Genomic DNA, 19,847 nt, shown 5'->3' on the forward strand with positions numbered 1-19,847 from the left:
TTGAAGTTATCTTTTCCAAAAATCAGGTGCGTCCCAGAAGAACCGGCGCGCCTCAGCAGAGGCTTCAGCGCGGGTCACTCCGATATCCTCAAGCGCGGCATCGTCCAGGTGCGCCAGAGCGCGGCGTTGCCGGGTCAGTTCGATTGCCTGAAAGATTCCCACCATCAGGGACCGGTTGGCTGGCTTGCAAGTCGTGTGAAGTGCAACTTGGGTCATGGTCTTTGTCCTTTCCTGGTTTCGCGATGCTTTTTGTTTTCAACATCAATTTCCTTGATAGATATGGATGCATGTGTCATATTTTCAAAACGAATATTTTTGATGTCATCCATAAGGAATCGTGAAGATGCGAAATCTGGACATTACGACCCTGCGATCCTTCGTGGCCGTTGCAGATCAGGGCGGTGTGACACGTGCTGCCGGATTTCTGCACCTGACCCAATCTGCCGTATCCATGCAATTGAAGCGTTTGGAAGAGCTTTTAGGTCTGGAGTTGTTGGATCGAAGCGGCCGTACCATTGCGTTGACTGCATCCGGCGAGCAGCTGCTGGCTTACGCCCGCCGAATGATTGCCCTGAATGATGAGGTGATCGGTCGTCTGACGGATCAAGCTTTTGAAGGCGAGGTTGTTCTCGGTGTGCCCCATGACATTGTCTATCCTGCGATCCCAAGGGTCTTGCAGCGGTTCAACGTAGATTTTCCACGCGTGCGCGTGCAATTGGTGTCATCGTATTCGCTGCAGCTGAAAGATATGTACAAGCGTGGTGAATGCGATTTGATCCTGACAACTGAACCATCTGCGGCTGAGGCGGCAGAGACAATAGCAGAGCTTCCTTTACGCTGGATTGGTGCGCCGGGTGGGTCTGCGTGGCGCAAACAACCGCTGCCGCTGGCACTTGGGCGTAGGTGCCTGTTCCGGCCACAGGTGATTTCGGCATTGGATGCGGCGGGAATTCCTTGGGAGCTGTCAGTTGAAACCGAAAATGACCGGACGATCGAAGCCACGGTCAGTGCTGACCTTGCAGTTAACGCCATGTTAGACGGAACCGAAGCTTCGCATCTCGAGCAAATCGATTCCGGTGGCGCGCTGCCTGATCTGCCAGCCCACATGATCAACCTTTATGGCGGCGAGCCAGGCAGGGGCGCAGTTGTTGAGGCGCTGGCGCAGCTAGTGCGCCAGAATTTTCGGATGCTTGGAAGCACCCCATTGCGTGCGGTCGCGGGGTAAACGCGATCAGGGCGTGATTACAATCTTGCCCGTCGACTTCCGCTCTTTGAGCAGTTGCATCCCCTGCGCGACGTCCTCAAGTTGCAGTGTATGGCTGATATGCGGCTTTATGCGCCCTTCTGCGTGCCACCGGAAAAGGGTTTCGAAGCTGTTGCGTACGGCCTCGGGGCGGAATTTTAAGTATCCGCCGATGTAAAAACCGATGACGGTCAGGTTCTTGACCAACAAGTGGTTTGCAGGGATTTGCGGCACCTCGCCCCCCGCGAAGCCAATTGGAAGCAAGCGGCCTTCGGGGTTGGTGGCACGAAACGCAGCTTTGAACACGTCGCCGCCGATGGCATCATAGACGACATCCGCGCCGCCCAGTGCTTTGACCCGCTCTCTCAGGTCTTCTGAGGCGTCGATCAGATGATCGGCCCCTGCGGCCTGGGCCACGGCAAGTTTGTCTTCGCCCCGCGCCTGCGCGATAACTGTCGCGCCCATGAGCTTGCCGATCTCGACTGCAGTCAAGCCAACGCCGCCCGCAGCGCCAGTCACTAAAAGTGTCTCGCCCGGTTGCAATCTCGCTCGATGATCCAGCGCCATGTGACTGGTGCCATAGGCGATCTGGATTGCGGCGGCCTCTTCAAAGCTAATGCAATCAGGCAATGGGATCGCGCGTTCGGCATCAAACACGCCGTATTCAGCCAACCCGTCCTGTCCGGAGTAGACCGCAATTCGATCGCCCGGTTTCAAACCCGACACGTCGGGCCCGATTTCATCCACAACGCCCGCGATTTCCATGCCCAGGGTAAAAGGGGCTGGGGGCGTGTCCTGATAAGTGCCTTTTTGCATCAGCAGGTCGGCGAAGTTCAGACCGCACGCCTTGATCGCAACCCGCACTTGACCCTTCGTTGGTGTTGGTACTTCAAGATCGCACAGCTCAGCCGGTACTCCGGTAGATTGAACGCTATAGGCCCGCATTTGTCCCCTCGCAATTTTGGGTCATAGGCACGCGTGAGGTGGCGAAAGTCAATTGGTTTGGTACATCAGAGGCAACGCGAAACCAGCAGGTTTCTTGCAACCAAGGCAACCGGGCACGTAGGGCGCAACGCAATACAACCACAACCCTTCAAAAAGGGGTATGACTCAACCGTCTTGAAAAAAATTCAAAAACCGGCATTATAAACGCCTAGTGCTGTTTAGGGGGGCGGCACAGTCCGTATTAGGGGTGCATTAAGGGGAACCCTCTAATTTTGCGATAGCGGACGTCGCGACCTCCAACGCAGATGTTTGTGTAGTATAGGAGAATACCAATGACTCATCACGTCGATGTCCATGTGGGCAAGCGCGTTCGGCATCGCCGCTGGCTGATTGGCATGACCCAACAGCAGTTGGCGCAGCAAGTTGGTATCAAGTTTCAGCAAATTCAAAAATATGAAACCGGAGCCAACCGAATCAGCGCTTCTCGCCTGTGGGATATTGCCGAGGCATTGGAAGTGCCGGTCAGCTTTTTCTTTGAAGGTTTGGAAGAAACCCAGAAAAGCGAATCGGACAAAAAATCCGTTCCTGCCGACCTGATGGGCGACAAGGAAGCATTGGATCTGGTGCGTTCATACTATGCGATTCCGGAAAATCAGCGTCGCCGTCTGTTCGAGTTGGCGCGAGTTCTCAGCGACGTCGCCTGAGTGACTTGACTTTGTTGGACATTGCTCGCACCTGTGAGCGATGCAACCAACGATCCAAAGCGACATCGAAATTGCCGAAGAAATGGCCGAAGCAGCACGTTCGGCCATTCTTCCGTTTTTTCGTCAAACAAATCTTGAAACGTCAAACAAGCTTACCGACGGGTTTGACCCTGTAACGGTGGCTGACCGCGCCGCCGAGCAAGCGATGCGAGAGGTTCTGTCCCGGCAGCGCCCAGAAGACGGTATTCTGGGCGAAGAGTTTGGTGCGCATAAAGGCTCCAGTGGCCGCACTTGGGTATTGGACCCTATCGATGGGACCCGCGGCTTTATCAGCGGAACGCCAACCTGGGGTGTTCTGATTGCGCTGAGCGATCACGATGGGCCATTTATGGGGGTCATCGATCAACCCTATATCGGAGAGCGTTTCATAGGATCGCCATCCGGCGCTCATTTGACCGGGCCTTTGGGCACCAGTAAAATGCAAACGCGCGATACCAGAACACTGGATCAGGCTACTTTGTTCACCACATTTCCCGAGGTCGGCACCTCAAAAGACCAGGCCGGGTTTCAGGCCGTATCCGAGCAGGTGCAACTAACGCGGTATGGAATGGATTGTTACGCCTATGCGCTTCTGGCCGCAGGACAGGCGGATCTGGTGATTGAGGCTGGCCTGAACTCTTACGACATTCAAGCACCTATCGCTGTAATTCAAGCGGCAGGGGGGATCGTGACAGATTGGCAAGGTGGCCCAGCGCATGATGGTGGTCGTGCCTTGGCTGCCGCGAACGCAGAGCTTCACGCCGCAGCCCTTGAGATACTGCGCCGATTCTGAACACTGTTGCCGCGCACACGAATGGCGGTTAAACCGTAAATAGCCGGTTCTTGAGCCCGTTTTCCGCCGGCCAACGCACTCCTTGCATGAAACGGGCAGATGCAGGAGAGCGATATGACCGAAATCCTACTCAAGAACGCTGACCTTATCCTGACGATGGACGACACCCGGCGGGAATTGTCTGGGGCTGACATTCTGATCCGCGAGGGGCAGATTGCCCAGATCGGGAAGGGCTTGCAGGCGCAGGGCGAAGTTCACGATGCCTCGGGCTGTCTGGTGACACCCGGTCTGGTGAACACCCATCACCACCTTTACCAAACCCTGACCCGTGCCGTTCCGGGCGGTCAGGATGCGTTGCTGTTTGGGTGGCTGCAAACGCTTTACCCGATCTGGGCAAGGTTCGGACCGGATGAGATGTTCACCTCTGCCCAGATTGGCTTGGCTGAACTGGCGCTTTCGGGCTGTACGCTCAGCTCCGATCACCTTTATCTCTACCCCAACGGCGCGCGGCTCGAAGACACGATTTCTGCTGCGTCCGAGCTGGGGATGCGGTTCCACCCAACGCGTGGCGCGATGAGCATCGGCGAGAGCGATGGTGGACTGCCGCCGGACAGCCTTGTTGAACAGGAAGCCGCCATTCTGGACGATATGATCCGGGTTGTTGACGCGTTTCATGACCCGTTAGAAGGGTCGATGTGCCGCGTTGGCCTTGCCCCGTGTTCGCCGTTCTCTGTCAGCCGTGAGCTGATGCGCGATGCAGCTTTGCTGGCGCGAGACAAAGGTGTGATGCTTCATACGCATTTGGCTGAAAATGATGAGGACATTGCTTATTCGCAGGCGCAGTTCGGGTGCCGCCCCGGTCAGTATGCCGAAGATTTAGGCTGGACCGGCCCCGATGTCTGGCACGCCCATTGTGTCAAACTGGATGGGGCCGAAATTGATCTGTTCTCGCGCACCAAAACAGGTGTGGCCCACTGCCCCTGTTCGAATTGCCGCCTTGGATCTGGCATCGCGCCAGTTCGGGCGATGCGTGACGCAGGCGTCAAGGTTGGTCTTGGCGCGGACGGCTCGGCCAGCAATGACAATGGCAACCTGATGTTGGAAGCGCGGCAGGCGATGCTGCTGCAGCGAGTGGCCAGCGGCGCAGACGCCATGTCGGCGCGAGAAGCGTTGGAGATCGCGACACGTGGCGGGGCTGATGTGCTGGGCCGCACCGATTGCGGCCGGCTTATGCCCGGTAAACGTGCGGATATCGCAGTGTGGGACACACGTTGCATCGAAAGCGCAGGCAGTTGGGATCCTGCAGCGTTGCTGTTGGCGGGGCCAATGACCGTGAAACATCTGTTTGTTGAAGGCCGTCAGATTGTGCGGGATGGGCATATCACTACGATTGATCTGCCCCGTGTGATCGAGCGTCAGAATGCGCTTGCGCGGGCGTTGCAGGCTTAAGCAGCCTGTTGCCCGCCGATCCAAACCTCGGCCACGGCCCGATCATCACCCATCATGATGGTCGGGAAGACTGCCTCCCACACATCGTTTGCATGGGCCTCGCGCTGGGCAATGGCTGGGGTCGAGGCGAGGTCGAGCACAACCAGATCCGCCTCCATCCCCGGTGCGACATTGCCGATGCAGTCATCCATGCGCAGGCTCCGCGCGGACCCGACGGTGCCCAGCCACAGCAATTGCGCCGGATGCAGCGGGCGGCCACGCAGTTGGCCGATTTCATAGGCTGCCGCCATTGTGCGCAGCATCGAGAAACTGGACCCGCCGCCTGTATCCGTGGCCAGACCGACGCGGTGGCCATCATGGATTAGCCCATTCATGTCAAACAGACCCGAACCGATGAAGGTGTTCGAAGTGGGGCAGTGGATCAGTGAGGCATCAACTTCGCGCAGCCGATCCCGCTCCCGGTCCTCCAGATGGATGACGTGTCCATAAAGACCGTTCTGGCCCAACAGACCGAACTTTTCGTAGGTATCAAGATAATCCCGCGCGTCGGGGAACAGGGATTGAACCCATTCGATTTCATCCGTTTGCTCGCTCAGATGGGTTTGCATCAGGCAATGTGGATGTTCGGCCCACAGCGCGCCCATCGCTTCCAGCTGTTCCGGGGTTGAGGTCGGCGAAAAGCGCGGGGTGATGGCATAGGACAGCCGGTCGATACGATGCCACTTTTCCAGCAGGGCTGCTGATTGATCGTAAGCAGTCTGCGCTGTGTCTCGCAGACCTTCGGGCGCATTGCGGTCCATGCATGTCTTGCCCGCCACCACCCGCTGCCCACGCTGCTGCGCTGCGGTAAAGAACGCATCCACACTTTCGGGGTGGATTGTGCAAAAGCTGCACATCGTAGTGGTGCCATGTGCGGTGGTCAGGTCCAGGTAACGATTGGCGATCTCGGTTGCATAGTCCGGATCGCCAAACTTCATCTCTTCCGGGAAGGTGTAGGTGTTCAGCCAGTCAATCAGCCGCTTCCCCCAACTGGCGATCATAGCCGTCTGGGGGTAATGCACATGCGGGTCAACAAACCCTGCCATGATCAGATGGTTGCCATGGTCCTTGGTGGCTGCATCGGGGTGAGCCTGCGTCAACGTATCGGCGGTGCCAACATCGGCGATGCGCCCGTCTTCGATCACAACCGCTTCGTGCAGTCGTGTGGCGTCGGTCGGCTCTCCTTCAAAAGGTGAACCTGTGAAACTCAGAACGCGCCCCTTCAAAAGCGTCTTTTGTGCCATTTGCCCTGTTCTCCACCTCATTTGAACCGCACATCAGCATAGGCGGACGAAAGAAGTGGGTAAATTGGCGCATTGTCATTGTTTTCCTGTAGCTGCTTCTTCTATTTAGGGGCCAATCGCCGAGACAAGGGGGCAGCGCATGACGACAGGCAGTGACGAAGCCGGACACGATCTGCCCCGGGACGAGGACGCCTATGCGCTGGACCCCAAGGTTGTGGCGGGAATCCTCTATGCGGTGGATATCGACGACCGCGACAAGCTGATTGAGCTGATGGAGCCGCTGCACGCGGCGGACATCGCGGACCTTCTTGAGCAGATCAACCCGTTTGACCGGTCCCGCCTGATCCGCCTGTATGACAAGGAATTTGACGGCGACATCCTGTCCGAACTGGATGAATCGGTCCGCGAAGAGGTGATATCGGTCCTGAACCCGGATGTTCTGGCTGAAGCCGTGCGCGAGATGGAAAGCGACGATGTCGTCGACCTGCTTGAGGACCTTGAGGAGCCTCAGCAGGAAACCATCCTGGATGCGCTGGAGGATTCCGAACGGATCGCCGCCGAACAGGCGCTGTCCTACCCTGAAAATTCGGCCGGCCGTCTCATGCAGCGCGAGGTCGTCATGGCGCCCGAGCATTGGACCGTCGGGCAAACGATTGATTTCATGCGCGCCAATGATGATCTGCCCGAGCAGTTTTATCACGTGGTGCTGGTCGATCCGCGCCTGAAGCCAGTGGCGCAGGTGACTTTGGGTAAGCTGATGGCGACGCGGCGCGAAGTACCGCTAACCGATCTGGCGGAAGAAGAATTTCACATCATCCCCGTCGATCAGGACGAAGAAGACGTGGCGTATGCCTTCAACCAGTACCATCTGATCTCGTCACCGGTGGTGGATTCTGATGGTCGTCTGGTTGGTGTTATCACCATCGACGACGCAATGGTTGTTTTGGATGAGGAACACGAAGAAGACATCCTGCGCCTCGCTGGCGTGAGCGACGAAAGCTCCATTTCCGACAGTGTGGCGGCGACAAGCCGACGGCGGCTGCCTTGGTTGGCGGTGAACCTATGTACGGCGATCTGTGCTTCGCTGGTGATTTCACAGTTTGAGGCCGCGATTGATCAACTGGTCGCGCTGGCCATCCTGATGCCCATTGTCGCGTCAATGGGTGGTAACGCGGGCACACAATCGCTGACGGTGGCCGTACGTGCTCTGGCGACGCGAGACCTGACCAATGCAAACGTAATGCGTGTTATCCGGCGCGAATTGTTGGTCGGCATGCTCAACGGGCTATGCTTTGCCATCGTGTTGGGTACCGTGGGGATGTTGTGGTTTGACTCTCCGCTATTGGGTGTCGTGATCGGCTCTGCCTTGGTCGTGAACATGATCATCGCCGGGTTCGCGGGTACGGTAGTACCTGTCGTGCTGGACCGTTTGGGTGTTGACCCGGCGCTGGCGTCCGGAACCTTTGTGACAACCACAACGGATGTCATGGGGTTCTTCATCTTTCTTGGCCTTGCCAGCGTGGTGCTCTTGTGACCGATCTGACCGAAATCAAGGCCGCAGCCCGCAAAGCGGCCTTTGCCCGCCGCAAGGCTGCATTTGATACGCGTTTGCCCGGTGCGGCCGGACGGCTATCCGAGGTTCTGGCGGGGCACCGGGGCGTACCCATGTCAGGCTATATGCCGATCCGGACCGAGATCGACCCTCTGCCCGCGATGGCCGAGGCATCGGCTTACGGGCCGGTTGGCGTGCCGGTCATTCAGGCCGCTGGTCAACCTTTGAAATTCTCTCGCTGGACGCCCGAAGGTGTACTAAAAGATGGCCCGTTCGGAGCCAAAGTGCCCGAGGTGGATGACTATTTCGACCCCGAGATTCTGATCGTGCCGCTGGTCGCGTTTGATGCAAATGGTGGTCGGCTGGGCTATGGCGGCGGGTTCTATGACCGCACGCTGGAAGGTTTGCGCGCCAAGCGCCCGACGCTGGCCATCGGTTTTGCCTTTGATGCGCAGGAAACAGAGGGCCTGCCGTTGGAGCCAACAGACCAACCGTTGGATATGGTCATCACGGAAAGCCGGGTGCTGACCTTCTAGCTGTTATTGCTCGAAATGGCTGCGCAAGTAATCCCAGGCATCAATTTCGGTGCCGTCTGTCAGAATGCAGACACCAAAAACGCTGCCGTCTTCGTTTTTCCGAAGTTGATAAGTCCCGTCGTTTTCGATGCAAAATGTTGCTGCGGGGTTGGGCATGGAGGTTTTGGTGCCTTCGGCAACGGCAGCCGAAGCAAACAAGACGCTGGCCGTCAGTAAAACTAAAGATTTCACGAAGAATTCCTTCTATTTTCAAACGCTCTTCAAAAATATTGCCACAGGTGAATGTGAATTCAACCCTCAACTCTGCGGCAAATTTCATGCTTCCGCCTTGTTATTGCCCTGCACAGCCCCTACGACCCGGATCATGAGGATTTTGTTTCTTGGTGACGTCATGGGGCGCGCGGGCCGCGCCGCCGTTCAGCAGCACTTGCCGCGCCTGCGCGATGAATGGCGGCTGGATTTTGTTGTGGTCAACGGCGAAAACGCGTCGAACGGTATGGGCCTGAGCGGCGATCACGCCAAGCTGCTTCTGGATGCGGGTGCGGATTGCCTGACGCTGGGTGATCATGCCTTCGATCAGAAGGACATGTTGCAATATATCGAGAAAGAGCAGCGCATCGTGCGCCCGGTGAACTTTGCCAAAGGCGCACCGGGGCGGGGGCATCGGCTGTTCAATGCACCGGGTGGGCGCAAGGTTCTGGTCGCGCAGGTGCTTGGGCAGGTTTTCATGAAACGGCCCTTTGACGATCCGTTCTCGGCCATCGAACCGATCCTGAAGTCGCATCCTCGCGGGGGGCAGGCGCAAGCCATCATCGTGGACATGCATTGCGAGGCGACGTCCGAGAAAATGGCGATGGGCCATTATTGCGATAAACGTGCCAGCCTCGTTGTAGGAACGCACACTCATGTGCCGACCGCAGATTCTCAGATATTGCCGGGTGGTACAGGCTATCTGACAGATGCAGGCATGTGCGGAGACTACGACTCGGTCATCGGGATGGACAAGCAGGAACCGATGCGCCGCTTCATCACCGGTATGCCCAAGGCGAGGTTCACCCCTGCAAATGGTGAAGCAACGCTAAGCGGCGTTTTCGTGGAAACCGATGATCGCGACGGGCGGGCAAAATCTGTGCATATGGTGCGCGTCGGGGGGCGTTTGGAACAAGCTGGGCCTGAATAACAAACGTCAGGCTTGCTCTGCCGTGCGCAATGCGTGAAACTGCATGTCATCAGGCGCTTGGGCCCGGGTTCGGACAGAATACCACGAATGAATTTCCTTTCACTGACAGACACGGGCAGCGCAATTCTGGCGTTGCTTATCGTTGCGGGCATGTTCGTCATGTTCCTGCGCGAGGTTTATCCGACCGAGGTTGTGGCCATCGGAGGCGTCTCGCTGATGCTTGTTACGGGCATTCTGCCCTATCAAAGCGCGTTGGCGGTTTTGTCCAATCCCGCGCCTTGGACGATCGCAGCAATGTTCATCATCATGGGGGCCCTGGTGCGAACGGGGGCATTGGATTCGTTCACCTCAACCGCGCAGAAACAGGCTCAGGTCAACCCGCGCATCGCGATTGGGCTGCTCATGGCGTTTGTCGTTCTGGCCTCGGCTGTGGTGTCGAATACCCCGGTGGTTGTGGTCATGATCCCGGTCTTTGTACAAATTGCGCGAACCTTGAATGTGCCCGCGTCCAAGTTGCTGATTCCTTTGAGTTATGCGGCCATTCTGGGCGGCACGCTGACATTGATTGGCACATCGACCAACCTGCTGGTTGATGGTGTTGCGCGCGCTCAGGGGATGACACCCTTTACAATCTTCGAGGTCACGCCGCTGGGGATCGTCCTTGTGATCTACGGGATGATTTATTTGCGCTTCATCGCGCCCAAGCTTTTGCCCGAGCGTGACAGTATGGCGTCATTGCTCAGCGACCGGTCGAAGATGAAGTTCTTTACCGAAGCCGTCATTCCACCCGACAGCAACCTGATCGGGCGCGAAGTGACCGGTGTTCAATTGTTCAAACGACCCGGAGTCCGTCTGATCGACGTGGTTCGCGGGGATGAATCACTGCGGCGCAATCTGAAAGGCGTTGAGCTGAGGGTTGGCGACCGTGTGGTTTTACGGACCGAGATGACCGAGTTGTTGAGTTTGCAAAGCAACAAGGAACTCAAGCGTGTGGATCAGGTTTCTGCCGTTGAAACCAAGACGGTCGAAGTGCTGATCACACCCGGATGCCGCATGGTAGGGCGGACCTTGGGAATGCTGCGTCTGCGGCGGCGATATGGTGTCTATGTCTTGGCGGTTCACCGTCGCAACCAGAATATCGGTCGCCAACTTGACGATCTTGTGGTCCGTGTGGGTGACACGTTGCTGCTGGAAGGTGCGCCCGCCGACATACAACGGCTTGCGGCTGAAATGGATATGGTGGACGTCACCCAACCGTCGGCGCGCGCTTTCCGACGCAGCCATGCGCCCATTGCAATAGGCGCACTGATTGGGATTGTTGCGCTTGCTGCGCTGGGCATCGCACCGATCCTGCTGCTTTCGATTGTGGCGGTGGCAGTAGTCTTGGTGACCCGCTGTATCGATGCGGATGAGGCATTTTCCTTTGTCGAAGGTCGGCTATTGGCTTTGATATTTGCGATGCTCGCCATTGGCGCAGCATTGGACAGTTCTGGCGCCGTGTCGTTGATTGTCGAGGCTGTTGCGCCTGGGCTTAGCGCTTTGCCGCCCTTCCTGATCATCTGGGCGGTCTATCTGCTGACCTCCGTCCTGACTGAACTGGTCTCGAACAACGCTGTTGCTGTTGTTGTTACGCCAATCGCCATTGGTTTGGCGCAGGCCGTGGGAATGGACCCGCGTCCGCTTGTGGTCGCGGTCATGGTGGCGGCTTCGGCCTCATTTGCAACGCCGATCGGCTATCAGACGAATATGATGGTCTATGGCCCCGGAGGTTATCGGTTTACCGATTTCATGAAGGTGGGCATCCCGCTGAACTTGACAGTTGGGTTGCTGGCGTCGCTGCTGATCCCGTTGATCTGGCCCCTTTAGGATCGGCTTAGAATTGCCACCTGTTTCAGGAAGCCCTTGTAAACGTGCAAAGACACACGATCTTTTTGAAATGTGATTTGTAAAAGGGGATTTGCCATGCTGACGACCGGAAAAGCCATATTGGCAGGTGCAGTGTTTGCCGCCATGATCAGTAGTGTCGCGATGGCGGGCACGGTTGAAGGTACCGCGACGTATCGAGAGCGTATCGCCCTTCCGCCCAATGCAACCCTGTTTGTTGAGCTTCAGGATATTTCGCTGGCCGATGCACCAGCCGTGACACTCTCGGCGCAACGATACGCTTTGACAGGTGTGCCTGCGCAGTTTGAACTGACCTATGATGATGCGTTGATCAAAGAAGGGCACAGCTACGCGGTGCGAGCGACGGTCACGCAGGGGCAAAAGCTGTTGTTCACTACAGACACGGTTTATCCGGTCCTGACAAACGAAGCGGGGAACTCGGCTGACTTGTTGCTGGTCCAAGCCCAAAGTCAGGGAAGTGTGACGATTGAGAACACCGAATGGGTTGCCGCAACCCTGAATGGCGCGCCTCTTGAGACGGAAAAACGCCCAGAGCTGAGTTTTGGGCAAGGCGGGTCCTTTGGTGGCAGCGGCGGCTGTAACCGGTTCAGCGGTCAGGCCGAGATTTCAGGCAACCGGCTCACATTTCCCGACAACATGGCCGCAACCCTCATGGCTTGTCCGCCCGAGTTGGATGAAGTTGAGCGCGCCTTCCTCAAGACGATGCAAAGCGTCACGTCCTTTGCGATGGAAGGCGACGCGCTGGCTCTTCTGAACGGCGACGGAGAGCCGGTGATCAAGCTGGTCCGCAAATAAAGCAGAGGGGCCATCAGGCGACAGCCCTAGACCGCCCTGCGTTGCGCCCCGAAAATATGCAACCGCCCAAGAACGTACCCTCGAGCGCGTTGTAGCCGTGGTAGCCTCCACCGCCGAACCCGGCGACTTCGCCAGCGGCGAACAGGCCAGGCACCACATTTCCATCGCCTCCGATCATCTGGCTGTCCAGGTTGGTTTGCAACCCGCCCAACGTTTTACGCGTCAGAACGTGCAGCTTGACCGCGATCAGCGGGCCGTTGGTCGGATCGAGGAACTTATGCGGTTTTGCTGTGCGGATCAGCTTGTCGCCGCGATAGTTTCGGGCGGCCAGAATCGCCATCATCTGGGCGTCTTTTGAGAATGGATTGTCGACCTGCGAGTCGCGCGCTTCGATCTGCCCGCGCAAGTGCGCCTCGTCAATCAACCCACCGCCCAGATGGTTCATCCGGTTGACCAGTTCGGTCAACGTGTTGGCGACGACGAAATCCTCGCCATGTTCTTTGAACGCTTCCACCGGTGCGGTTGCTTTGGAGCCTGACAGGATGCGCTGACGGATGACCTCTTTCCAACTGCCGGAGGTAAAGTCCGGGTTCTGTTCAGACCCGGATAGGGCGAATTCCTTCTTGATGACCTTTTGGGTCAGAACAAACCAGCTGTATTCGTATCCTGTTTTCAGGATTTCCTTCAGCGTCCCCAGCGTATCGAACCCCGGCAGGCAGGGCGGTTCCAGACGGTTTCCTTTGGCGTCGAACCACATAGAGCTGGGGCCGGGCAGAATGCGTATACCATGGGCAGGCCAGATCGGATCCCAGTTGCGGACGCCTTCGGTGTAATGCCACATGCGGTCGCCGTTGATCACATGTCCGCCGGCTTTTTCGCTGATCGCGATCATGCGGCCATCGACATGAAAGGGCACGCCAGCCACCATGTCTTTTGGAGGTTCGCCCAGACGATCCTTGGGCCAGTTCTGCCGAACCATTTCAAAGTTGCCGCCAATACCACCCGAGGTAACGATGACCGACGGCGCATAGGCCTCGAACTCTCCCACTTCGTCCCGGTTGGTCTTTCCGCCACGTTGGGCGGTGTCGTTGGCCAAAACCTCGCCTGATACGCCTTTGGCCGTGCCGTTCTGCATGATGATATGGCTGACCTGATGGCGGAACTTCAGCTGGATCAGACCGGCGCTGGCATGTTCGCGGACCCGACGGATGAAATGCTCCAGAACGCCGGGGCCAGTGCCCCAAGTGATGTGAAAACGCGGAACAGAGTTGCCATGCCCGTTCGCATAGGATCCACCGCGTTCTGCCCAACCTACGACCGGAAACCAGCGCAAACCCATCTGATGCAACCAGGGGCGCATTTCACCAGCCGCAAACTCGACATAACTCTCGGCCCATTTGCGGGGCCAAGCGTCTTCCGCGCGGTCGAACTGTGCGCTGCCCATCCAGTCACGAAGGGCAAGCTCTTGGCTGTCGTGTATGCCCATCCGCCGTTGTTCCGGAGTGTCGACCATGAACAAACCACCGAGGCTCCAGAACGCCTGACCACCCAGAAAGCTCTCGGGCTCCTGATCGACAATGATGACCTTTTTGCCCCGGTCGCCCAGTTCAGCTGCGGCGGCCAGTCCGGCTAGGCCTGCGCCGACGACAATCGCATCTGCTGTGTTCTTGGTCATGAACTGTCCTTTCAGCGTCGTCGAAACCAAACGAGGAACGGCAGCACGACGGCATACATCGTGATCCCGTAGACTGCGGACGGCAGGGCCAGAGGGCTAAATCCGCTCTCTGTGCCTGTGATTAGGGCCGCCAGTGTAATGCCCAGTGTCGAGTTCTGGATGCCAGTGTCAATTGATATGCTTTTACACTCGGCCCATGACAGATTTGCCGCACGTGCGATCCCCAGCCCAATAAGCAAAAGGGCCACGTTAAGCGAGATCAGACCGGTGCCCATGATGCCCAGGTTATCAATGAAAATCTGCCAGTTTCCAGCCAGGGCGGCCACGACAATCATGACAAACAAAACGGTTGCGAGCGTCGAAAGTCCGCCCTCGATGCGGTTTGCAAACCCGGTTGCAAACCTGCGAACTCCGACCCCAATGGCAACGGGAAGGGTGGTGATCAGAAACATGGCAATCGCCAGGCCGCTGATCGACACATCTGGCGCGTTTTCCCCCATGAAATAGGTAATGGACCACGCCGCCAGAAACGGCACTGTCAGGATTGAAAAGATGCTGATCACCGCAGTCAGGCTGACGGAAAGCGCCACGTCGCCCTTGGCTAGCTTGGTCAGTATGTTGCTGGTCACACCGCCCGGGCAAAAGCTGAGCAGCATGAAGCCAACTGCGATTTCAGGGGGCAGTCCAAACAGTGTGACGGTGAAGAACGCAGCAATGGGCAGAAGTACGACCTGACATACCGCACCAATTGCAAAAGGATATTTCCGGTTCAGCACACGCCGGAAATCCGCGATCTCTAGCCCGATGCCTAGGGACAGCATTATGGTGGCAAGCGAGATCGGCAGGCCGACATTGATGAGCAAATCCAAGAACAACTCCTCCCAAAGTCGTTTCGGATCAGCCTATGCGAGCATGAAAGGCGCAGGCAACCGCGCCGTTAGGTCACTTGTAGCGTTCGACGAAGCGGCGCAGGATTTCGCCGGGTTGGGTGACGTCTGCGGCGTTGCAGATGTCGATCAGGCGCTGGGCGTCTTCGGGCGGGAAATAGCCGTGATGTTTGTAGATGTTGATGCGCTGCTCAAAGTCTCTTGCATCCGCTTCGGGGTGAAACTGTGTGGCATAGACGTTCTGACCAAAGCGGATCATCTGAAACGGGCAGGGGTCTGAGGCAACAAGATGTACGCAGCCTTCGGGCAAAGCCTGAACAGCTTCTTTGTGGCCAACGAAGGCGTCGAACTCCAGGTTCAGCCCGGCTGTCAGTGGATCATTGGCACCATCGTCCGTCAGGCGGCAGGCTGACGGTCCGACCGGTTCGCCATAGCGGGCTTTGCTGACTTCACCGCCCAGATGTGCGGCCAGAACGCCCAAACCATAGCAGCAGCCCATGAAGGGGTGATCCTGCGCCGTGATCTGCGGCATGAGCCCCATGACCGCACCTTCGATCTTTGCATCCAGTTCAGATTTCGTCGCGGGATCATCGCTGACACAGCCGGGACCACCGCCAACGATGACACCTGCATAGTCTGTTACATCCAAACTTTCAGGCAGGTCCTCACAATCCAGCCGGATACGGTGGGTTTGCTCGGGCGCAAGGCCAGTCTTGTCCAGAATCGAAGCATATTCGGCGTCGGATGCATCCGTTTCCGGGCGCAGTTGCAGGATCAAAAAGCGTTTCATATGCTGCCTTTACCCGTCAAAGCGGCCAGAAGACAAGGATGGCAGGTATGGAAACCGCGATGATCAGCACCTCAAGCGGCAGACCCATGCGCCAGTAATCGCCGAACCGATAGCCTCCGGGGCCCAGAACCAGCGTATTGTTCTTGTGTCCAATTGGCGTGAGGAACGCGGCCGAGGCAGCTACCGCAACCGTCATCAGGAATGGGTCGGGTGAAACCTCGAGCGTGCGGGCCATTTGGATACCAACAGGGGCGGCGACAATGGCGGTGGCAGTGTTGTTCAGCACATCCGACAATGTCATGGTCACGATCATCAACACAGTCAGGATCGCCCAAGCGGGCAGACCATCGGTCAGTTGGATCAGCGCATTTGCAATGAGTTCAGTCCCGCCAGAGGTCTCCAAAGCACTGCCAAGTGGGATCATCGACCCCAGAAGGACAACCACCGGCCATTCGATGTGATTATAGATGTCGGCAATTGGCATGATCTTGGTCAGCACATAAGCGATGACAACCAGACCCAAAGCTATCGGCAGGTAGATCAACCCAATACTTGCGGCCAAAACGGCGGCAGCAAACAGGCCGATGGCCAGCCACGCTTTATCGTTTGCGGTAACATTCAGGCCGCGTCCGGCAAGGGGCAGGCAACCCAGCCACTCCGTCACATCCGCAGCGCGGTCGCGCGGGCAAAGCAGCAGCAGGATATCGCCGGGTTCCACCTCGGTTTTGCGAACCTGTTGGGTGATTTGTCGCCCCTGACGTGAGATGCCCATCAGCACTGTACTCTGCCGCCAGGCCAGTCCAAGACCCTGTGCGGTGCGCCCGGTGATGCGGGCGCTTTCCGGCACAACCACCTCGATGACTTCAAGCCCGTCGCCCTCAGCCGTCAGTAACTCCTGCCGTCGCGTGTCCGAAAAGTCGAGATTCAGCGCGGCGCGAAATTCGTCCAACGCCTCGGGTCGGGCCTCCAAAACCAGTGCGTCGCCTTCCTTCAGCGTGGCATGGGCGGATCGGCCATAACGCCTCTTGCCATCGCGGATCAGACCAATGATGGCGACATCAGATTTTTCAGCTGCCTCATAGAGCTCACTCACGCGTTTTCCGATATGGATCGAACCCGGCGGGATGGTTAGTTCGGCGATATACTCGGCCAGTGCTTCTGAGGTTTCAGTTTGCGGCCCGCGGTTAGGGATCAGACGCCAGCCGACCAGAGCGACAAAGGCAAGACCCGCAATTGCGGCTATCCCGCCCACGGGCGCAAAATCAAACATGTGAAACGGCTCGCCCAGCGTCTCGGCCCGGATCGACGCGATGATGATGTTCGGAGGGGTGCCGATCAGGGTCGCCATCCCCCCCAGAATGGTTGCAAAGCTCAGCGGCATCAGTGACAGACCCACAGACCGCCCGGCTTTGCGTGCGGTCTGGATGTCTACAGGCATCAACAGCGCCAGCGCCGCCACGTTGTTCATGAAGGCTGACAGGACCGCGCCGATCCCGCCCATCAGCGCAATATGCGCGCCCAGCCCCCGTGAGGCATCGACCAAAGTGCGGGTAATCATGAAAACCGCCCCCGAACGGACCAGCCCGGCCGAGACGACCAGCACAAGTGCCACGATGATGGTGGCCGGGTGGCCGAACCCTGCAAAAGCGTCATCCACTGGCACAACACCCAGCATGACGCCGATCATCAGCGCGGCGAAGGCCACAAGATCGTACCGAAACCGACCCCAAAGCAACATTCCAAAGACTGTGATGAAAAGCGAAAAAAGAATGATCTGATCAGTCGTCATGCCGTCACCATACAAGCCAGTGGTACTGTCGCAAGCCGCTCTCTTGATCCTGCCCCCCGCAAACGTCTATATGAGCGCCGAACACGTAATCACGATGACGAGGACGCATTATGGCAGGCCACTCCAAATGGGCCAACATCCAGCACCGCAAGGGACGTCAGGACGCCGCGCGGTCCAAACTGTTTTCCAAACTGTCGAAAGAGATCACCGTTGCCGCCAAGATGGGCGACCCTGATCCCGACAAGAATCCGCGCCTGCGTCTGGCCGTAAAAGAAGCCAAGTCGAACTCGGTCCCGAAGGACGTGATCGACCGCGCAATCAAGAAATCGGTCGCCGGTGAGGGCGACGATTATGAAGAAATCCGCTACGAGGGTTACGGCCCGAACGGTGTCGCGGTGATCGTCGAGACCATGACCGACAACCGTAACCGCACCGCCTCGACCGTGCGTTCGACCTTTTCCAAGAATGGCGGCAATCTGGGTGAGACGGGCTCGGTCGGGTTTATGTTCGACCGTAAGGGCGAGGTTGTCTATCAGGCGGATGCCGGCGATGCGGATACGATTTTCGAAGCCGCGATCGAGGCCGGGGCCGAGGATGTCGAAAGCTCGGAGGATGGTCACATCATCTGGTGCGCCGATACCGACCTGAACGATGTATCGAGCGCGCTGGAAGAAGCGTTGGGTGAATCGGAATCGACCAAGCTGGTATGGAAGCCCACCACCACGACCGAGCTGGGGCTGGAAGATATGCAAAAGCTGATGAAGCTGGTGGATGCGCTGGAAGACGATGACGACGTGCAACGCGTTACGACCAATTTCGAAGCCACTGACGAAGTGATGGCGCAGCTCTGAAAAAGCGCAAGATGCGGTTTGGAAACCCGGCCAACCTGGCCGGGTTTTTTCGTTTCCGGGCGATTTCCAATGGTTGTTGGCGGAATCCGTGGATGCGCTTAGGTTGGGCGGGTATTGATCTATGGAAAGATGCGACCGCAAGACCCATGACGCCCGAGACACCCGATGCTGCCAAACGCAATGTGCCTGTTCTGACTGGGCAGAGTATTATGTCTCAGGTTGCGTGGACCCTTGGCAGCCCATCGGTGGTATTGCCGTTTCTGGCGGTGTCTTTTGAGCTGCCAATGTTCGTGGCGGGTGCTTTGGTTTCGGTCCGGATGGTCGGCAGCATGATATCTGACTTCTTTCTGGCGCAATCCGTAGCGGCAAAATCCCAGAAGAAGCGGGCCATTGCCCTGACCGAAGCTGTTATCGGCGCTTGCCTGGTGACGGCCATGGCCGCCGCCGCGACCGGGATCGTTCCGCTGATTGCTGTGATCTTCGTTTCGGTTTTCTTTGTGATCGGCTTGGTGGACGAGGTCCAGAACCTCATGTTCACCGACCTGCTAGGCGATCATCTCCATTCACGCTCGCGCATGGTGATGCAATATTTGCAGCTTGGGGGTGGCGGCCTGTGTGCCATTGGCCTTGCTCTGCTAGTGCATCAGATCACCAAGGAAAACCCACCGTTTTCAAGACATTCCACCATGATCGGCGTGTCTGTTGCATTCTTTATGTTTTCGGGGCTTCTGATGTTGGCAATGACCGAGAACGCAGGCACTGCTGAACCGGCAAAGAAAGCTGAAACCAAACCAAAACTGTCATTTAGGGCCAATGTTCAGGGTATTCTGAGCATGTTCGAATTCCCTTGGTTTCGGCGCTTCATGATCATGCGTATGCCGTTGGTGGCGGTCACGCTCTCTGTTCCGTTCTTCGCGTTGATCGCGGCAGAGGCGCATCACAGTTCGGCACAAGGTCTGACTGCGATGATCGTGTCTTCTGCTTCGGGTTATCTTGTTTCGGGGCCATTATGGCAATTCGTGAATATGAAGTCCCATCGCGCTGTTATGATGGTTGGAACCTTGATGGTGGCTGCCACCGGAAGCGTCCTTTTGGCGTTCCACTACTTGGGCATCGATCACGATGTGCATCTGCATGCCATCGCTTTGTTTGTTGTCACCGTGGCGGTGACGGGGATCAGCAGTGCGCGCAAGCTGTATTTTCTGGATATCGCTCCCAAAGATCTGCGCGTGCAGGGGACGGCTGCGGTCAAATCAATTACTCGTTTGTCAGCTGTGCTGCTTTCGGCAGCCCTGGCCGCAGTGGCCCATATGCATGAGGTCGCATTGGCGGTCGCCTTCATTGTCGCCGCCAGCCTGGTGTCCTGCGTCACATGCTATCGAATGATGGAGCCTGTCCGGGAAGACGTATCCCAGCCGCAGGAGTAAAGCG

The 19,847-nt window shown here is 57.4% G+C and carries 19 protein-coding genes; 11 read left to right on the forward strand and 8 right to left on the reverse strand.

Annotated features, from left to right (window positions below):
* Positions 1-6 precede the first annotated feature (6 nt).
* On the reverse strand, positions 7-216 hold the full coding sequence (locus I9187_RS13620) for a DUF1127 domain-containing protein (protein WP_171175509.1): 210 nt from the start codon (positions 214-216) through the stop codon (positions 7-9).
* Between the two features lie 127 nt (positions 217-343).
* Here I9187_RS13620 and I9187_RS13625 point away from each other — a divergent pair, with 127 nt between their 5' ends.
* Complete coding sequence (locus I9187_RS13625; RefSeq protein ID WP_171175507.1) at positions 344-1,225, forward strand: LysR family transcriptional regulator; 882 nt, start codon at positions 344-346, stop codon at positions 1,223-1,225.
* A 6-nt stretch (positions 1,226-1,231) separates the two neighbouring features.
* On the opposite strand, the gene I9187_RS13630 is transcribed toward I9187_RS13625, so the two are convergent.
* Positions 1,232-2,188 (reverse strand): NADPH:quinone oxidoreductase family protein, encoded by a 957-nt coding sequence (locus tag I9187_RS13630; RefSeq protein ID WP_171175506.1) that lies wholly within the window; start codon positions 2,186-2,188, stop codon positions 1,232-1,234.
* A gap of 332 nt (positions 2,189-2,520) precedes the next feature.
* Between I9187_RS13630 and I9187_RS13635 the strand changes: the two genes are divergently transcribed.
* The 3 genes from I9187_RS13635 to I9187_RS13645 all read left to right on the forward strand — a co-directional run bounded on the left by I9187_RS13635 (position 2,521) and on the right by I9187_RS13645 (position 5,173).
* Positions 2,521-2,892, forward strand: a complete 372-nt coding sequence (locus I9187_RS13635) for a helix-turn-helix transcriptional regulator (protein ID WP_171175504.1) — start codon at positions 2,521-2,523, stop codon at positions 2,890-2,892.
* 40 nt (positions 2,893-2,932) lie between these two features.
* Positions 2,933-3,724 carry a histidinol-phosphatase gene (hisN, locus tag I9187_RS13640; RefSeq protein WP_171175501.1) on the forward strand — a complete coding sequence of 264 codons (792 nt, stop codon included), beginning with the start codon at positions 2,933-2,935 and terminating at the stop codon, positions 3,722-3,724.
* A gap of 114 nt (positions 3,725-3,838) precedes the next feature.
* Positions 3,839-5,173: an 8-oxoguanine deaminase gene (locus tag I9187_RS13645; RefSeq protein WP_171237203.1), complete on the forward strand. Its 1,335-nt coding sequence runs from the start codon at positions 3,839-3,841 to the stop codon at positions 5,171-5,173.
* On the opposite strand, the gene guaD is transcribed toward I9187_RS13645, so the two are convergent.
* Entirely contained in the window at positions 5,170-6,456 is a 1,287-nt protein-coding gene (gene guaD, locus I9187_RS13650) for a guanine deaminase (RefSeq protein WP_171175497.1), read from the reverse strand. The genes I9187_RS13645 and guaD overlap by 4 nt on opposite strands.
* A gap of 139 nt (positions 6,457-6,595) precedes the next feature.
* On the opposite strand from guaD, the gene mgtE reads away from it, so the two are divergent.
* Both mgtE and I9187_RS13660 read left to right on the forward strand, forming a co-directional pair.
* Positions 6,596-7,990, forward strand: coding sequence for a magnesium transporter (gene mgtE / locus I9187_RS13655; protein WP_171175495.1), 1,395 nt, complete (start codon positions 6,596-6,598; stop codon positions 7,988-7,990).
* Positions 7,987-8,544, forward strand: coding sequence for a 5-formyltetrahydrofolate cyclo-ligase (locus I9187_RS13660; protein ID WP_171175493.1), 558 nt, complete (start codon positions 7,987-7,989; stop codon positions 8,542-8,544). The genes mgtE and I9187_RS13660 overlap by 4 nt, the downstream gene beginning before the upstream one ends.
* A 3-nt stretch (positions 8,545-8,547) precedes the next feature.
* On the opposite strand, the gene I9187_RS13665 is transcribed toward I9187_RS13660, so the two are convergent.
* The gene (locus I9187_RS13665) at positions 8,548-8,775 is read right to left on the reverse strand and encodes a DUF333 domain-containing protein (RefSeq protein ID WP_171175491.1); all 228 of its coding nucleotides are present in this window, start codon (positions 8,773-8,775) and stop codon (positions 8,548-8,550) included.
* Positions 8,776-8,908: 133 nt separating this feature from the next.
* Here I9187_RS13665 and I9187_RS13670 point away from each other — a divergent pair, with 133 nt between their 5' ends.
* The 3 genes from I9187_RS13670 to I9187_RS13680 all read left to right on the forward strand — a co-directional run bounded on the left by I9187_RS13670 (position 8,909) and on the right by I9187_RS13680 (position 12,424).
* Positions 8,909-9,724, forward strand: coding sequence for a TIGR00282 family metallophosphoesterase (locus tag I9187_RS13670; protein WP_171235466.1), 816 nt, complete (start codon positions 8,909-8,911; stop codon positions 9,722-9,724).
* Between the two features lie 87 nt (positions 9,725-9,811).
* Entirely contained in the window at positions 9,812-11,590 is a 1,779-nt protein-coding gene (locus tag I9187_RS13675) for an SLC13 family permease (protein WP_171175487.1), read from the forward strand.
* Between the two features lie 96 nt (positions 11,591-11,686).
* Positions 11,687-12,424, forward strand: coding sequence for a YbaY family lipoprotein (locus I9187_RS13680; protein WP_171175485.1), 738 nt, complete (start codon positions 11,687-11,689; stop codon positions 12,422-12,424).
* Positions 12,425-12,437: 13 nt separating this feature from the next.
* On the opposite strand, the gene I9187_RS13685 is transcribed toward I9187_RS13680, so the two are convergent.
* The 4 genes from I9187_RS13685 to I9187_RS13700 all read right to left on the reverse strand — a co-directional run bounded on the left by I9187_RS13685 (position 12,438) and on the right by I9187_RS13700 (position 17,565).
* The gene (locus I9187_RS13685; RefSeq protein ID WP_171175483.1) at positions 12,438-14,099 is read right to left on the reverse strand and encodes an FAD-binding dehydrogenase; all 1,662 of its coding nucleotides are present in this window, start codon (positions 14,097-14,099) and stop codon (positions 12,438-12,440) included.
* A gap of 11 nt (positions 14,100-14,110) precedes the next feature.
* On the reverse strand, positions 14,111-14,968 hold the full coding sequence (locus I9187_RS13690; RefSeq protein WP_171175481.1) for a bile acid:sodium symporter family protein: 858 nt from the start codon (positions 14,966-14,968) through the stop codon (positions 14,111-14,113).
* 73 nt (positions 14,969-15,041) lie between these two features.
* On the reverse strand, positions 15,042-15,776 hold the full coding sequence (locus I9187_RS13695; protein WP_171175479.1) for a glutamine amidotransferase: 735 nt from the start codon (positions 15,774-15,776) through the stop codon (positions 15,042-15,044).
* A gap of 16 nt (positions 15,777-15,792) precedes the next feature.
* A complete protein-coding gene (locus tag I9187_RS13700) occupies positions 15,793-17,565 on the reverse strand; it encodes an SLC13 family permease (protein ID WP_171175477.1) in 1,773 nt (590 codons plus the stop codon).
* A gap of 110 nt (positions 17,566-17,675) precedes the next feature.
* On the opposite strand from I9187_RS13700, the gene I9187_RS13705 reads away from it, so the two are divergent.
* Complete coding sequence (locus tag I9187_RS13705; RefSeq protein WP_171175476.1) at positions 17,676-18,416, forward strand: YebC/PmpR family DNA-binding transcriptional regulator; 741 nt, start codon at positions 17,676-17,678, stop codon at positions 18,414-18,416.
* A 92-nt stretch (positions 18,417-18,508) separates the two neighbouring features.
* On the forward strand, positions 18,509-19,843 hold the full coding sequence (locus I9187_RS13710) for an MFS transporter (RefSeq protein WP_245223224.1): 1,335 nt from the start codon (positions 18,509-18,511) through the stop codon (positions 19,841-19,843).
* Positions 19,844-19,847: the final 4 nt, after the last annotated feature.

The sequence above is a fragment of the Ruegeria sp. HKCCE4148 genome (assembly GCF_017872495.1).
Lineage (GTDB): Bacteria > Pseudomonadota > Alphaproteobacteria > Rhodobacterales > Rhodobacteraceae > Ruegeria.